This is a genomic window from Microbacterium thalassium (assembly GCF_014208045.1).
Classification (GTDB): Bacteria; Actinomycetota; Actinomycetes; order Actinomycetales; family Microbacteriaceae; genus Microbacterium; species Microbacterium thalassium.
The window spans coordinates 3,195,765-3,211,066 of record NZ_JACHML010000001.1 but is presented as its reverse complement, the minus strand read 5'-3'; the positions used below and the strand labels follow the sequence as shown (position 1 = coordinate 3,211,066).

Genomic DNA, 15,302 nt, shown 5'->3' with positions numbered 1-15,302 from the left:
TCCTCAGTGGTGGTGGTGACCGTGGTGACCGTGGTCGTGACCCGCGTGCGCGTCGTGACCGTGCTCACGGTGCGCGGTGTGCGCGGCCCCCGTGCCCATCGAGCAGTGGTCCATGACGGGAGCCGGCACGTTCAGCGTGGGGTTCCGCTCGAAGAAGTTGTACGGCTTCAGCGTGAACTTCGCGTAGTCCATCGGCATGACCGGCCAGTCCTCGTTGCGAGGGAAGTGCGTCAGGCCGAAGGTGTGCCACAGCACGACGTCCTCGCCCACGAGGGGCTCGTCGCCCGCGATGAACTCCGGGATGCCGGCGCCGCCCGGATGCTGGTTGACGAAGTCGCCCGCCGCGTAGCGCTCCGCCGGGTCGTACTTCGTGACGAACAGGTTCTTCGTCGCGAACGCGGCGCGGGAGGCGATGACGGAGTCGTCGTCGGCCAGCAGCACGGGGGTCTCGGTCGGGAAAAGCACGTACGACGTCGGCTGACCCATCGACGTGGTCTTCTCGGTCGAGGCGACCTGCCACACGCGGTTCAGGGCGCCGTTCGCGACGCGGCCGGACTCCTTCTCGCTCGTGATGGGCGTGACCTTCTTGCTGAAGGCGTTGCCGGCCGGGTTGATCTCCGAGATCGGCACGCGCACGGCGTCGATCTCGTTGACGACGTTGGCGGTGCCGTCGACGGTCATGTCCAGGCGCGCCGAGAACAGGTGCTGGTGGTACGGCGCACCCAGGCCCGGGGCGACCTGCGAGGCGAACGGATACGGGTTGCCGTCGGCATCCTCACCCGGGTACGCGCTCGAGAAGAGGATGCCGGTGAGCTTGGCCTCGCACTCGATCGTGCCGTCGAGGTACAGGTACCAGAAGAACCCGTAGTCGTAGTTGCCGACGGTGGTGAAGAACGAGATCACCAGGCGCCGCTGGCGACGCACCTCGCTGGAGCCGGTGAACAGGTCGGTGTGCTTCCACAGCGACCCGAAGTCCTCCTCGTGCATGCAGATGCCGTTGCGGATCGTGCGGGGCGACCCCAGCTCGTCCGAGAGCACCGCGTCGACGTAGGTGATGTCGCCCACGCAGTCGCAGCCGAGCTCGAGTTCGTTGGTGTAGCGGCCGAACAGGTACTCGCCGGTGTCGAAGTAGTTCTGCCAGAAGCGGTTCGGCGCGGGGTCGCCGTAGGGGACGACCATCTCGCTGATCGACCCGCGGTACATCACGGGGCGGCCGTCGAACTCGAGCTGGCGCAGCACGAGGCCCTCGCGGGTGTCGAAGCCGATGCGCAGCTTCCAGTTGCCCCACGTGACCATCTCGTCCTCGACGGTGAAGCTGGAGCCCTCGGGCTGGGTGATCTCGATGGGCTTGAGGCCCTCGAGCGGCGGACCCTGCAGCTCGGGGTCGTCGAAGTTGCCGCTGGTCTCGGGGATCTCGAACCCCGGGGTGTCGACGATCTTGAGCACTTCGCGGCGGGCGACGTCGATGTAGGCGGTGAGGCCGTCGACCGGGTGCGCCCACGGGTGATCGGCCGGGTGGTCCATCCGGAACGCGAACGTGCGCAGGATGCGGCGCCCGACCTCGTCCTCGTAGCCGTAGTGCCCGGCCGAGAGCGGCACGAGCACGACGTCGTCGGGGGTGAGGCCGCGGTTCGCGAGGGCGGCGACCCACGCCTCGCTCTCGTTCGCGATGACCCCGACCTCTTCGAACTCGGCGTCGATGATCGGGAGCTGCCCGGCGGTGCCGTCGAGCTCGGTCTCGCGGAGGACCTCGCCGGTCGCGAGCGACACGATGAGGTCGAGGGAGTGGGCGGTGGTCATCTCGAGCAGCTGCACGCGGGCGCGGCGTTCGGGGAGCGGTCCGTCGCCGGCCTCCCACGCGAGCACCTCGCCCTTGGCGGGCTCCTCGAGCCCGACGTAGGCGAAGCGCGTCTTGTCGGTCGTGGTGGGAAGGCCCAGGACGACGGCGCGGACGGCTTCGATCTCGGCGGCGCTCAGGCTCGCCAGCGGGTGGGCAGGGGCGGGCGGCGTGACGAACGCCGCGGTGGTCTGGGTGTCGGTGATGCTCATGATGTCTCCTGGAGAGCGGGTCGAGAGGGCGGATGCCGGGGGCGGAGCCGGGATGAGGTGGCGGCGCCGCCCCCGGAGCTGGGGATGGGTCAGGCGGCGATGGCGTCGGTGAGCTTGGTGTAGGCCTCGGGGTGCTTGGCCTTGATCCACAGCGCCTGCAGGTAGCCGAAGACCGGGAAGGCGACGATGAGGAACAGCAGGAAGCCGCTCACCAGCCCGAAGACCTGGTTGCCGTCGGCATCCACGTCCCCGACGAGCATCGGGAAGTTCGCCGCGATCAGGACTGCCGACAGGACGAGGCCGACGAAGCCGAGGGCCGGCGCGATGACGGTGTTCCACACGCGCTTGTCCTTCTTCGTGCGGGCGAAGTACACGATGATCGCGAGCGAGGTGAGGGCCATCAGGATCGCGATCGCGAGCGTCGCGACGCCGGCGAACCACGTGAACACCTGAAGCACGGGGTCCAGGCCCAGCACCGCGAACAGCACCGTCAGCACGACCGCGGTCGCGGTCTGGACGAGCGAGGACACGTGCGGCGAGAGGTGCTTCGCGTGGACGTCGCCGACCCGGTCGGGGAGGACCCCGGCGCCGGCCATCGAGTGCTGGTAGCGCGTGATGACGTTGTGGAACGACAGCACGCACGCGAACATCGCGGTGATCAGGAGGATGTTCACGCCGACCTCGCCGACGACGCCGAGGTAGCGCGCCATCGTCGTGATGATCATCGAGCCCGGGTCCTCGGCGGCGACGTCCACGACGTTGTCGGGACCCCAGGCCATCACGAGGCCCCACGAGGCGAGCGTGTAGAAGATGCCGATGCCGATGACCGCCGCGTAGGTGGCGCGGGGGATCGTCTTGCCGGGGTCCTTGGCCTCGTCGCGGAAGATCGCCGTGGCCTCGAAGCCGATGAAGGCGGCGATGGCGAACATGAGGCCGATGCCGGGCGAGCCGCTGACGATGTTCGACGGATAGAACGGCTCCGCCGACAGACCCTGCTCGCCGCCGGTGAAGACGACGGCGGCGACCATGACGAGCACAATGCCGACCTCGAGCACGAGCAGGACGCTGAGCACCTTGCTCGACAGCTCGATGTGGCGGTAGCCGAGGATGCCGACGAGCGCGATCATCGCGAGCGAGTACAGGTACCACGGCAGCGCGGGACCGCCGAGCGACTCGACGGTGAAGCCGAGCACGAAGCCGATGTAGCCGAACACCGAGATCTGGATGGTCGTGTACGTCAGCATCGCCAGCCACGCGCTCGCGAGACCCATCGGACGGCCCATGCCGTAGCCGACATACGTGAAGAAGGCGCCGGGCTTGGCGACGTGACGCGAGATCGCGGCGACGCCGACCGAGAACAGCAGCAGCACGACGCCGCTGATGGCGTACAGCGACGGGAAGCCGACGCCGTTGCCGAGCAGGATGCCCAGCGGCGCGGCGCCGCCGACGACGGTGAGCGGGGATGCGGCGGCGACGACCATGAAGACGATCGCGGTGACGCCGAGGGAGCCCTGCAGCGTGCGCTTGGCGGGCGCCGCGGTCCCCTTCGATTCGAGCTGGGTCATGGGTTCGGTCCTCCCGGGACAGTGGTGCGGGAACGGGTGAAGTGGATGATCCGACTCTGTCGCGCCGCTGTTGCCGCACCGTTTTGCGGGCGTGAAACCCTTCGGCACCCCGACTGAGACACCTCCGACGAGGTGTCTCATTCGGGCGTCACGAACTCGAAACACGAGGGAAGCGGGCGGGCAACGCCGCTGGCGTACCGTTCGGAGGGCCATACCCGGAGCTCCTCATGACCGCACTCGAACGCGCGATCGCGCACCCCGACCCCGTCCACTCGTTCGGCGACCGGTCGCCGATGCACGGCCTCGATCGCCGCAGCGTCGGATTCTGGGACGTCATGGCGCAGTCGGTCTCGGCCGTCGCCCCGGCCGCGGCCGCCCTCACGGTCGTGCTCCTGGTCGCGGGGATCTCGGTGCCCGCGACCGTCGTGTCGATCCTCATCGCGGGCGTCCTGAGCGTCGGCGTCGCCCGCACCGTGTCCCTGTTCGCACGGCGCATGGCCGCCGCCGGGTCGATCTACACCTACACGGCGCGAGGCCTGGGCCCTGCGACGGGACTGGCGGCGGGCTCGGCGATCCTCGTCGGCTACGGCGTCATCGCGATGTTCGCGCTGCTCGGCGGCGCGTACTACATCACGTTCCTGCTCGGCTCGGTATGGCCGGCGCTGGACGGTCCTGTGACCGTCGCCGTCGCCCTCGTCGCCGAGGCGGCGTTCGTCGCGATCGTCCTCGTGCTCGGCATCCGGCTGTCGTCGCGCATCGCGCTGATCGTGGAGTGCGTCTCGGTCGCGCTCATCGTCGTGCTGCTGGTCGTGCTGCTCACGCTCATCGGGCCTGTCGACATCGGCTCCGTCGTCGGCGTGGGTGAGTGGTCGTGGGGCGCCATCGCGGCCGGATCCGTCATCGCGCTCACAGCGTTCGTCGGGTTCGAGTCCGCCGCGACGCTCGGCGTCGAGGCGCGCTCGCCGCTGCGCACGGTGCCCCGCGCGATCCTGTGGACGGTGATCCTCTCGGGCGGTCTGTACGTGCTCGCGGCGGTGACGCAGGTCGCGGGCTTCGAGGCCCTCGGGGGCGACCTCGCCGGCAGCGCGTCGCCCATCAACGAACTCACCGCGGCCTTCGGGCTCGGGCCGTGGGGCGTCATCGCCGACATCGGCATCGCGGCCTCGTTCATCGCGTGCGCCATCGGCTCGACCACCGCGCTCACACGCGTGCTGTTCGCGATGGGCCGCGACGGCGTGCTGCCGCGCGTGGCCGGCGCCACCCACCGCCGCCACGGCACGCCGATCGGCGCCATCGTCCTGTCGCTTCCGGTGATCACGGTCGTGCCGCTCGTGCTGATCCTCGCCGGCGTCGGCATCCGCGACGCCATGCACCTCACGATCGCCATCGGGGGAGCCGGATACATCGTCGCGTACATCCTGGTGAGCGTCGCGGCGCCGTTCTTCCTGCGGCGCATCGGCGAGTTGACGTTCTGGTCGACGGCGGTGTCGCTGGTGTCGGCCGCGGTGCTCACGGCGACGCTCGTGACGTTCTTCGTGTGGGATGCGGCATCGGGCAGCGTCGCGATCTGGGTCGTCGCGGGGCTCGCGGCGATCGCCGCGACCGGGGTGCTCGTGCGGGTGCGCCGGGGTCGTGAGACGCTGCGCACCATCGGCTCGTACGACGAGCCGGTGGCCGCCGATGTGCTGGGCGGGGTCGCCAGACCGGACCCGCCGCGATGAGCCCCGAACCCGCGCCGACGCTGTCCGCGCGTCAGCCGAAGGCGGTGCACAGCGCCCTCACCGTGCTGGAAGCGGTCGCGCGTCTCGGCGCGGGGGCGAGCGCCCAGGAGATCTCGCGCGAGCTGGGGCTGCCCCGCGCGACGACGTACCGCCTGCTCAATCTGCTCGTGCAGGACGAGTACCTCGTGCGCACGCCCGATCTGGCGGGGTTCGCCCTCGGTGCGAAGGTCGCCCAGCTCGCGGCGGTCGCGGCTCCGCCGGTGCGCCTGACCGCCGCGGCGCGCGCCGTGGTCACCGACGCGCGGGACGCCCTTCGCGGTGGCGTGCACGTCGCGCTGTACGTCGACGGACGCATCGTCGTCGCCGACGCCGATCCGGACTTCCCGCTCTCGGACGAATCCCGGCTCGCGCGCGAGCCCGCACGCTACGCCCTGGGCCGCCTGCTGGCGGCGGAGACGGGAGGAGCGGATGCCGACGCCGACGTCGTCGTCGACACCGCATCCGACATCTCGCGCTGGGGGGTCGCGCGCCAGATCGGCGAGGTGACGCCCGGCTTCGGATGCCTCGCCGTCCCCATCCGCGACGGCGCGGGTCACCTCGCCGGGGCCGTCTGCTTCGCCGGGCCCCGGCACCGCATCGAGGAGCCCGACGCGGTACTCGAGGTGCTGCGGCCCGTCGCCGAGCGCCTCGGCCCGCTGGTGGTGTGAGCAGGTCGCGGGCACGCGCGACCTGCCGCATGCTTCCGGAGGCATGGGGCGGCACGCGCGCGACGCGCCGGGGGACGTAGGTCCCTGGGGAGCCCGGCTCCCTGGGCGGATGATGGAGCCATGACCGAGCAGAGTGGACGGTCGCGCGCGGTGATGATCGCCCTGATCTCCGGCATCGCGCTGGTCGTCGTCATCGCCCTCATCGCCGTGTTCGCGCGAAGCTCGCCCACGCAGTACGACGCCGACACCCCCGAGGGCGTCGTGCAGCGATATTCGCAGGCCGTCGTCGACGGCGACTACGACGCCGCCGTGGGCTACCTGGTGCCCGAGAGAGCCGACAGCTGCGTGAATCGACGGATCGAGGTCGTCGACGTGCGCGTCACGCTGCTCGACACCACCGTGCGCGGCGACCTCGCCACGGTCGAGGTCGGCATCGCCGCCAGCTACGGAGGCGGCCCGTTCGGCTCGAGCACATACGAGTACGAGGACCAGTTCCTGCTGCAGGAGGTCGAGGGCGAATGGCTCGTCGTCGAAGCCCCGTGGGAGCTCGCCGTCTGCGAGGAGGTGTACGGATGAGCGCGTCGACGCCCGGCGCCGGCACGGTCGTCCGCCGCATCCTCGTCTACGTGATCCTGCTGGCTCTGGTCGTGATCACCGCGATCGGCGTCAGCGGCCTGCTCGAGCGCGTGCTCGGCGCCGGACGCGAACTCGTCGCCGACGACGCAGGCCTCGCGGCCTCGCTCGCGTTCACCTTCATCGGCGGGCCCCTCGCGGGAGTCCTGTGGTGGTGGCAGCAGCGCCGGCTCGCCGATCCGGCCGAGCGCGCCTCGCTGACGTGGGCGCTCTACGTCGCCGCGGCGACGACGGCATCCCTCATCGTCTTCTCCACGGCGCTCGCCTCCGTGGTCTCCGACGGCATCGCCGGGGAGTGGGAGCCCGAGGCGGCCTCGGTCGCGATCGTCTGGGCGGCCGTATGGGTGCTGCACGGGCTGATGCGCGCGAGCTCCCGGATCTCGCCCACGCGTCTCCCGACGCTCCCGGTGCTGCTCGGCGGCGTCTTCGGGCTGGCGATGCTCGCCATCGGCGCCGTGGATGCGCTGGCCGAGCTCATCGCCGAGGCGCTGTCGTTCGCCGAGCCCGTGCTGGCCGGCGGGACCAACTGGTGGCTCACCGTCCTGCAGGCGGCGGTTACGGCGGCGATCGGCGCGCTGGTGTGGTGGTGGCACTGGTTCCGCCAGCGCGGACGGGACGCGGCCGGTGCGTTCGCCGACGTGGTCCAGGTCGTCGTCACCGGCGCCCTGACCCTCACGGCGCTGTTCGGTGCGGGCACCGTGCTGTTCGTGATCCTCCGGCTGCTGTTCGACACCGACCCGATCGCAGAGGTGCTCAGCCCCCTCGACACGGCGCTCGGCGCCGTGCTCATCGGCGGGGTGCTGTGGGCCTATCACTACCCCGTGCTGGCCCGTCGCGGCAGCTCCGTCCTGCGCGCCTCGCGCCTGGTGACCTCCGCGATCGCGCTCATCGGCGCCGCGAGCGGGTTCGGCGTGGTGGTCAACGCGCTCCTGGCGACGTTCACGGCGACACTGGTCGACGACGACCCGCGCACGCTCCTCCTCGGGGGCCTCAGCGCCCTCGTGGTCGGCTTCCCGGTGTGGTGGATCGCCTGGCGCCCCGAACGGTCCGTGGCGGCCGAGGACGCCGCCGACACCGGGCGGCGCGTCTACCTCATCGCCGTCTTCGGGGCGAGCGCGGTCGTCGCGATCGTGACGCTGCTGCTCATCGGGTACCGCGTGTTCGAGTACGTGCTCGATCCGTCCGGCTTCTCCGGCTTCGTGGAGCGGGTGCGGGCGCCGTTCGGGCTGCTCGCCGCGACCGTCGTCGTGTTCGCGTATCACTTCGCGGTGTGGCGGCGCGATCGAGCCCTCGCACGCACCATCGAGCCCGAGGCGAAGCCGACGATCGGCCGCATCGTGCTGGTCTCCACCGCCTCGGAGGCCGATGCGCTCTCGGCGTACTTCCGCGACCAGCTGGGCGTGCGGGTCTCGACGCTGCGGGCGGCCGAGACGGTGCCCGCGGCGGATCCCGAGGCGATGCCGGCCGTGGTCGACGAGCTGCGGGGGATCAGCGCGCCGACCGTGCTGGTGCTGGCCGCGGGTGCGGAGGGCGCACGCGTCATCCCGCTGACGGACTGAGCGCGGGACGGTTCGGCCCACACGCGCAGCCGGGTTAGACTGGGGACAGCTCTCCGCGAGGCGGCATCCAGGCCAACTCCCCCAGGACGGAAACGTAGCAAGGGTAACCAGGCTCTGCCGGGTTCGCGGAGAGTCTTAATTTTTCCGGGGACCTGCATCTCCGGCGGACAGCCGCCCGGGCACCGGCGACCGGGTCGAAGGTCCCTCCCACAGCGCACGAGCCCGCGTCTAGGCTGGGGCCCGTGGCTCAGAGCATCTTCATCACGTCAGCCGAAGGTCACTCGGGCAAGTCCTCCGTAGCGCTGGGCGTCCTCGCGACGCTCGGTCACGCGACGCCCCGGGTCGGAGTGTTCCGCGCGATCGCCAGGTCCACGATCGAACGCGACTACGTCCTCGAGATGCTCCTCGCCCACGACGGCGTCGACCTCGTCTACGACGACTGCATCGGCGTCAGCTACGACGACGTCCGCCGCGACCCCGAGGCCGCGCTCGCCACGATCGTCGAACGCTACAAAGCCGTCGAGGCGCAGTGCGACGCGATGGTCATCCTCGGCAGCGACTACACCGACGTCGGATCTCCCGCCGAGCTCGCCTACAACGCCCGCATCGCCGCGAACCTCGGCGCCCCCGTGCTGCTGGTCATCGGCGGACGTGCCGCACAGGGGCAGCCCGAGCAGCTGGGAGCCACCAAGCCCCGCACGCCCGAGGAGATGGGGCAGATCGCCGACCTCGCCCTCGCCGAGCTCGCCCACGGCCGCGCCGAACTGGTCGGCGTCGTCGCGAACCGCGCCGACGGCGACGCCCTGGGCGCCATCATCGCCGCCATCAGCACGTCCGTGCACGCCGCCCGCGGGGCGTCAGGCGAGGTCCCGGTGTGGGCCATCCCCGAGGATCGGTTCCTGGTCTCGCCGTCGATGCGCGACGTGTCGCGCTCGGTCGAGGGCGAGCTGATCGCGGGCGACCCCGAGCTGCTCACGCGCGAGGCGCTCAAGGTCGTCATCGCCGGCATGAGGGGCGTCAACGTCCTGCCGCGCCTGGTCGACGGTGCGGTCGTCGTCATCCCCAGCGACCGGTCCGAAGTGCTGCTGGCCGTCCTCATGGCCCACTCCTCGGGCACCTTCCCATCGATCTCGGGCATCGTCCTCAACGGCGGATTCGACATCCCCGAGCCCGTCACGCGCCTGCTCGAGGGTCTGAGCGGCGGCATCCCGATCATCACGACCGGATTCGACACGTACGAGACGGCCGTCCGCATCATGAACACGCGCGGGCGCCTCGCCGCCGACTCGCAGCGCCGCTACGACACGGCCCTCAGCCTGTTCGAGAACAACGTCGACACGACCGAGCTCCTCAGCGCCCTGGGCGTCGCGCGCGCGACGGTCGTGACGCCCCTGATGTTCCAGTACCAGCTCATCGAGCGCGCGCGGTCGGACCGCCGCCGCATCGTCCTCCCCGAGGGAGGCGACGACCGCGTCCTGCGCGCCGCGGCGACCGTGCTCAAGCGCGGCATCGCGGACCTCACGATCCTCGGCGAGCCCATCGAGGTGCGCGCACGCGCCCTCGAGCTCGGCATCGACATCCAGCAGGCCGAGGTCCTCTCGCCGTTCGACGCGCCCCACGTCCACAAGTTCGCCGACGAGTACGCGCGGCTGCGCGCGCACAAGGGCGTCACCTTCGAGAAGGCATCCGACACCGTCACCGACGTGTCCTACTTCGGCACGCTCATGGTCCACCTCGGGCTCGCGGACGGCATGGTCTCGGGCGCCGCCCACACGACCGCGCACACGATCCGGCCGGCGTTCGAGATCATCAAGACCAAGCCCGGCGTCTCGGTCGTCTCGAGCGTGTTCCTCATGGCGCTCGCCGACCGCGTGCTCGTCTACGGCGACTGCGCGGTCATCCCCGACCCCACCAGCGAGCAGCTCGCCGACATCGCCATCTCGTCGGCGGCGACCGCTCAGCAGTTCGGCATCGAGCCGCGCGTGGCGATGCTGTCGTACTCGACGGGGGAGTCCGGGTCGGGCGCCGACGTCGAGAAGGTGCGCGCGGCGACCGGGTTCGTGCGCGAGCGCGCCCCGCAGCTGCTGGTCGAGGGCCCGATCCAGTACGACGCGGCCACCGATGCCGCCGTCGCCGCCGCGAAGATGCCGGGCTCGGACGTCGCCGGCCGCGCGACGGTGTTCATCTTCCCCGACCTGAACACGGGCAACAACACGTACAAGGCCGTGCAGCGCTCCGCCGGCGCCGTCGCGATCGGGCCCGTGCTGCAGGGCCTCAACAAGCCCATCAACGACCTGTCGCGCGGGGCGCTCGTCGAAGACATCGTCAACACGATCGCCATCACCGCGATCCAGGCACAGGGAGAGACCCAGGCATGACCCCCGTCCTCGTCGTCAACAGCGGCTCGTCCTCGTTCAAGTACCAGCTGATCGACATGGAGGCCGAGGCCGTGCTCGCCTCGGGGCTGGTCGAGCGCATCGGCGAGCACCGCGGACGCGCGAAGCACAAGGTCCACGCGGCGGCGCTCGCCCCGGCCGCGGACGCGCCGGCGGTGTCGGATGCCGAGTACACGCAGGAGCTGCCGATCCGCGACCACGCGGCCGGCTTCCGCGTCATGCTCGACGCGTTCGCCGAGAACGGCCCCAGCCTCGACGAGCACCCGCCGGCGGCCGTCGGACACCGCGTCGTGCACGGCGGCGCCCGCTTCTTCGAGCCGACACTCGTGACGCCGCAGGTCGAGATCAACATCGAGGACCTCAGCCGCCTCGCGCCGCTGCACAACCCCGGCGCGGTGCAGGGCATCCGCGCCGCGCGCGCCGCGTTCCCCGAGCAGGCGCACGTGGCCGTCTTCGACACCGCGTTCCACCAGACGCTCCCGCCGTCGGCCTACACCTACGCGATCGACGCGGAGCTCGCCAAGGCCCACCGCATCCGCAAGTACGGCTTCCACGGCACGTCGCACAAGTTCGTGAGCGAAGCCGCGGCCGCCTTCGTGGGGCGCCCGAACGAGGACCTGCGCCAGATCGTGCTGCACCTGGGCAACGGCGCGTCGATGACCGCGATCGACGGCGGCCGATCGATCGACACGTCGATGGGGCTCACGCCGCTGGAGGGTCTCGTGATGGGGACGCGCTCGGGCGATCTCGACCCCGCCGTGCTCATCCAGCTCGCGCGGCGGGCGCGACTGTCGATCGACGACCTCGACAACCTCCTCAACAAGCACAGCGGCCTGCTGGGACTGGCCGGGGTCTCCGACATGCGCGACATCGAGGAGCGCCGCGAGAAGGGCGACAGTGCCGCGATCCTCGCCTTCGACGTCTACATCCACCGCATCCGGACCTACCTCGGCGCGTATCTCGCGCAGCTGGGCGGGGTCGACGTCATCTCGTTCACCGCCGGCGTCGGCGAGAACTCCGACGTCGTCCGCGCGGCCGCGCTCGACACCCTCGGCTTCGCCGGAGTGGTGCTCGACCCCGAGCGCAACGCCCCGCGCGGCCGCGGCATCCGCGTCATCTCGGCCGACGACTCGCCCGTCACGGTGCTCGTCGTGCCGACGAACGAGGAGCTCGAGATCGCGCGTCAGACCCTCGCCGTCGCGACCGCGTGACGGGGAGCCGCGCGGCCATCGCGACCGGCGGGCCGCTCGCGGCGGGCGCGATACGGTACCGGCGGTCCCGTCGCGGCACTACGCTGGCACCACGGCACGATGAGGAGCCGTCTTTCGTACCCGCCTTCCGCCGACGCCGGAGGTTTCGTGTCTGCTGATTCGATGCCCGACCTGTCCACGTATGACGCTGTCCTGTTCGATCTCGACGGCGTGCTCACCCCGACCGCCGAGGTGCACATGCACGCGTGGCAGGCGATGTTCCAGGAGCTCTTCGAGCAGTGGGACATCAGCCCCGCGTACACGGAGCGCGACTACTTCGACTACCTCGACGGCAAGAAGCGCTACGACGGCGTGGCGAGCCTGCTGCGCTCGCGCGACGTCGAGGTGCCGTGGGGCGACCCGTCCGACCCGCCGACCGAGGACACCGTGTGCGGCATCGGCAACCGCAAGAACGCCGTGTTCGAGCGCGTGCTGCGCGATGAGGGCATCGCGCCGTACCCGGGCTCCCTCGACCTGCTCGACAAGCTCGCCGCCGCGAACACGCCGGTCGCGGTCGTGTCGAGCTCGAAGAACGCGCTCGAGGTCCTCGCCTCCGCCGGCATCCAGGATCGCTTCGGCCTCGTGATGGACGGCGTCATCGCCGAGCGCGACAACCTCGCCAGCAAGCCCGCCCCCGACGTCTTCGTCGAGGCGGCGCGGATGCTGGGGGTCGACCCCGGCCGCTCGGCCGCGGTCGAGGACGCCCTCAGCGGCGTCGCATCGGCCGCCGCGGGCGGCTTCGAGCTCGTCATCGGCGTCGACCGCGGCGTCGGCGCGCATGTGCTCGCAGACGCCGGCGCGCACCTCGTCGTCGACGACCTGGCCGAGCTCGTGCCCGCCGTCGGCACCGGCGTGCGATTCGATGCTTCGGCCGCGACCGAGGGCGAGGAGCCGGCGTGATCGACCGCGACCGCTTCCCCGCAGACCCCTGGAAGCTCGTCGAGACCCAGTTCTCGGTCGAGGATGCCGGAGTCACCGAGACACTGTTCGCGACGGGCAACGGCTACCTGGGCCTGCGCGGCAACCAGCCCGAGGGCCGCTACGCGCACGAGCACGGCACGTTCGTCAACGGCCTGCACGAGACCTTCCCGATCCGCCACGCCGAGCGCGCCTACGGCTTCGCCGAGATCGGTCAGACCATCGTCAATGCGCCGGACGCCAAGACGATGCGCGTGTACGTCGACGACGAGCCGCTGTCGTTCGACATCGCGGACCTGCCCGAATACCAGCGCGAGCTCGACTTCCGCGACGGCGTGCTGCGGCGATCGCTGCGCTGGCGCACGCCCTCGGGCAAGGAGGTGCAGATCGAGTACGACCGCCTGGTGTCCTTCGAGGAGAAGCACCTCGCGATCATGCGCCTGACCGTGACGGTGCTCAACGCCGACGCCCCCGTCACCGTGAGCTGCCAGCTGCTGAACCGCCAGGACGGCGAGGACGTGTACGGCGGAACGCCCACGGCGCCCAAGAAGGCCGGCTTCGACCCGCGCAAGGCCGAGAAGATCTCGAGCGAGCGCGTGCTCCAGCCCCAGGAGTACTGGCAGGACAAGCTGCGCTCGGCGATGGCGTACCGCGTCGCCGACTCGGGCATGACCCTCGCGGTGGTCGCCGACCACGTCATCGAGACCGAGAACGCCTACAACGCGCGCACGCTGATCGAGCAGGACATCGCCAAGAACGTCTTCCGCGTCGACGGCACCGCCGGCGTGCCGATCCGCATCACCAAGCTCGTCAGCTACCACACGTCGCGCGGCGTGCCGGCGCGCGAGCTCGTCGACCGCTGCCGACGCACGATCGACCGCGCCATGAGCCAGGGCATCGACTCCCACTACGAGCGGCAGCGCCAGTGGCTCGACGCGTTCTGGGAGCGTTCGGACGTCGAGATCGGCGGACGACCCGAGCTGCAGCAGGCCATCCGCTGGTGTCTTTTCCAGCTCGCGCAGGCAGCGGCGCGCGCCGACGGATTCGGTGTGCCCGCCAAGGGCGTCACCGGCTCGGGCTACAGCGGCCACTACTTCTGGGACACCGAGATCTACGTGCTGCCGTTCCTGGCGTACACGACGCCGCAGTGGGCGCGCAACGCCCTGCGGATGCGGTACCTCATGCTCCCCGCCGCCCGCCGGCGCGCGTTCCAGCTGAACGAGGCCGGTGCGCTCTTCCCCTGGCGCACGATCAACGGCGAGGAGGCGTCGGCGTACTACGCCGCAGGCACCGCGCAGTACCACATCAACGCCGATGTCAGCTTCGCCGTCGCCAAGTACGTGCGCGCCACCGGCGACACCGACTTCATGTACCGCGAGGGCGTGGACGTCGTCGTCGAGACGGCCCGGCTGTGGACCAGCCTCGGGTTCTGGCGCACCGCCGACGGCGTCGAGACGTCGTTCCACATCCACGGCGTCACGGGCCCCGACGAGTACACCACCGTCGTCAACGACAACCTCTTCACCAACGTCATGGCGCGCTTCAACCTGCGCGTCGCGGCCCGCGTCGTGCGCGAGATGGAAGAGGTCAACGGCGAGGTCTACCGCGAGATGGTCGCGCGTCTGGGCCTCGGCCCCGACGAGGCCGACCGCTGGGAGAGCGCCGCCGAGGCGATGCACATCCCGTACAGCGAGAACCTCGGCATCCACCCGCAGGACGCCGTCTTCCTCGAGCGCGAGATCTGGGATCTCGAGAACACGCCGCGCGAGCAGCGGCCGCTGCTGCTGCATTTCCACCCGCTGGTGATCTACCGCTACCAGGTGCTCAAGCAGGCCGACGTCGTGCTGGCGCTGTTCCTGCAGGGCAACCACTTCTCGGATGACGACAAGCTCGCGGACTTCGAGTACTACGACCCGCTGACCACGGGAGACTCGACCCTGTCGGCCGTCGTGCAGGCGATCCTCGCCGCCGAGGTCGGATATCAGGACCTCGCGCACAAGTACTTCGAGGAGGCCCTGTTCGTCGACCTCGCAGACCTCCACCACAACGCCGCGGACGGCGTGCACGTCGCCTCGGCCGGCGGCGTGTGGACGGCGCTGGTGTGCGGCTTCGGCGGCATGCGCGACCACTTCGGCGATCTGACCTTCGACCCGCGGCTGCCCGCGTCGTGGCCGTCACTGCGGTACGTGCTGCAGTGGCAGGGAACGCGGCTGGACATCACCGTCGAGCGGACCAAGATGACGTTCGTGGCGGGCGAGGGCGACCCGGTCGCCTTCAACGTGCGAGGCAAGGGCTACGTCATCGGCGGGGGAGAGACCCTCGTCGTGCCGCTCGACGGCCAGGGTCCGGTCAAGCCCGGCCGTCCGTCGCTCGGCCAGTTCGCCAACGTGCGCCGTGAGGACGGGTCGCTGCTGTCGGCATCCGTCCCGGCCGTGACCACGACGATCCCCGTGATCGGCGAGACGGCCGACATCGAGCACGGCGCGGATGCGTGACCCCCGGCT

10 protein-coding genes and 1 other RNA gene are annotated in these 15,302 nt (G+C 70.7%); 9 read left to right on the top strand and 2 right to left on the bottom strand.

What is annotated here, in order from left to right:
- Positions 1 to 3: 3 nt before the first annotated feature.
- Positions 4 to 2,049 carry a primary-amine oxidase gene (locus HD594_RS14925; RefSeq protein ID WP_184751693.1) on the bottom strand — a complete coding sequence of 682 codons (2,046 nt, stop codon included), beginning with the start codon at positions 2,047 to 2,049 and terminating at the stop codon, positions 4 to 6.
- An 89-nt stretch (positions 2,050 to 2,138) separates the two neighbouring features.
- On the bottom strand, positions 2,139 to 3,614 hold the full coding sequence (locus HD594_RS14920) for an APC family permease (protein ID WP_184751692.1): 1,476 nt from the start codon (positions 3,612 to 3,614) through the stop codon (positions 2,139 to 2,141).
- A 227-nt stretch (positions 3,615 to 3,841) separates the two neighbouring features.
- Between HD594_RS14920 and HD594_RS14915 the strand changes: the two genes are divergently transcribed.
- From HD594_RS14915 to HD594_RS14875, 9 genes are all read left to right on the top strand, one after another.
- A complete protein-coding gene (locus HD594_RS14915) occupies positions 3,842 to 5,335 on the top strand; it encodes an APC family permease (RefSeq protein ID WP_184751691.1) in 1,494 nt (497 codons plus the stop codon).
- The gene (locus tag HD594_RS14910; RefSeq protein WP_184751690.1) at positions 5,332 to 6,042 is read left to right on the top strand and encodes an IclR family transcriptional regulator; all 711 of its coding nucleotides are present in this window, start codon (positions 5,332 to 5,334) and stop codon (positions 6,040 to 6,042) included. The genes HD594_RS14915 and HD594_RS14910 overlap by 4 nt, the downstream gene beginning before the upstream one ends.
- Positions 6,043 to 6,162: 120 nt before the next feature.
- Positions 6,163 to 6,618 carry an LpqB family beta-propeller domain-containing protein gene (locus HD594_RS14905; RefSeq protein WP_184751689.1) on the top strand — a complete coding sequence of 152 codons (456 nt, stop codon included), beginning with the start codon at positions 6,163 to 6,165 and terminating at the stop codon, positions 6,616 to 6,618.
- Positions 6,615 to 8,234, top strand: a complete 1,620-nt coding sequence (locus HD594_RS14900) for a DUF5671 domain-containing protein (protein ID WP_184751688.1) — start codon at positions 6,615 to 6,617, stop codon at positions 8,232 to 8,234. Before HD594_RS14905 ends, HD594_RS14900 begins: the two co-directional genes overlap by 4 nt.
- Before the next feature lie 44 nt (positions 8,235 to 8,278).
- An RNA gene (gene ffs, locus HD594_RS14895) (signal recognition particle sRNA small type) lies at positions 8,279 to 8,375 on the top strand.
- Positions 8,376 to 8,476: 101 nt separating this feature from the next.
- Entirely contained in the window at positions 8,477 to 10,612 is a 2,136-nt protein-coding gene (pta, locus tag HD594_RS14890; protein WP_184751687.1) for a phosphate acetyltransferase, read from the top strand.
- Entirely contained in the window at positions 10,609 to 11,841 is a 1,233-nt protein-coding gene (locus HD594_RS14885; RefSeq protein ID WP_184751686.1) for an acetate/propionate family kinase, read from the top strand. Before pta ends, HD594_RS14885 begins: the two co-directional genes overlap by 4 nt.
- Positions 11,842 to 12,003: 162 nt before the next feature.
- Positions 12,004 to 12,780, top strand: a complete 777-nt coding sequence (locus HD594_RS14880; RefSeq protein WP_184751685.1) for an HAD family hydrolase — start codon at positions 12,004 to 12,006, stop codon at positions 12,778 to 12,780.
- On the top strand, positions 12,777 to 15,293 hold the full coding sequence (locus HD594_RS14875) for a glycoside hydrolase family 65 protein (protein WP_184751684.1): 2,517 nt from the start codon (positions 12,777 to 12,779) through the stop codon (positions 15,291 to 15,293). Before HD594_RS14880 ends, HD594_RS14875 begins: the two co-directional genes overlap by 4 nt.
- The last annotated feature ends 9 nt before the right edge of the window (positions 15,294 to 15,302 follow it).

Bases quoted from the DNA above. Each gene is read 5' to 3' on its own strand.
- HD594_RS14925 (WP_184751693.1), bottom strand. From the start codon at position 2,049: ATGAGCATCACCGACACCCAGACCACCGCGGCGTTCGTCACGCCGCCC.
- HD594_RS14905 (WP_184751689.1), top strand. From the start codon at position 6,163: ATGACCGAGCAGAGTGGACGGTCGCGCGCGGTGATGATCGCCCTGATC.
- HD594_RS14910 (WP_184751690.1), top strand. From the start codon at position 5,332: ATGAGCCCCGAACCCGCGCCGACGCTGTCCGCGCGTCAGCCGAAGGCG.
- HD594_RS14915 (WP_184751691.1), top strand. From the start codon at position 3,842: ATGACCGCACTCGAACGCGCGATCGCGCACCCCGACCCCGTCCACTCG.
- HD594_RS14885 (WP_184751686.1), top strand. From the start codon at position 10,609: ATGACCCCCGTCCTCGTCGTCAACAGCGGCTCGTCCTCGTTCAAGTAC.
- HD594_RS14900 (WP_184751688.1), top strand. From the start codon at position 6,615: ATGAGCGCGTCGACGCCCGGCGCCGGCACGGTCGTCCGCCGCATCCTC.
- HD594_RS14920 (WP_184751692.1), bottom strand. From the start codon at position 3,614: ATGACCCAGCTCGAATCGAAGGGGACCGCGGCGCCCGCCAAGCGCACG.
- HD594_RS14880 (WP_184751685.1), top strand. From the start codon at position 12,004: ATGCCCGACCTGTCCACGTATGACGCTGTCCTGTTCGATCTCGACGGC.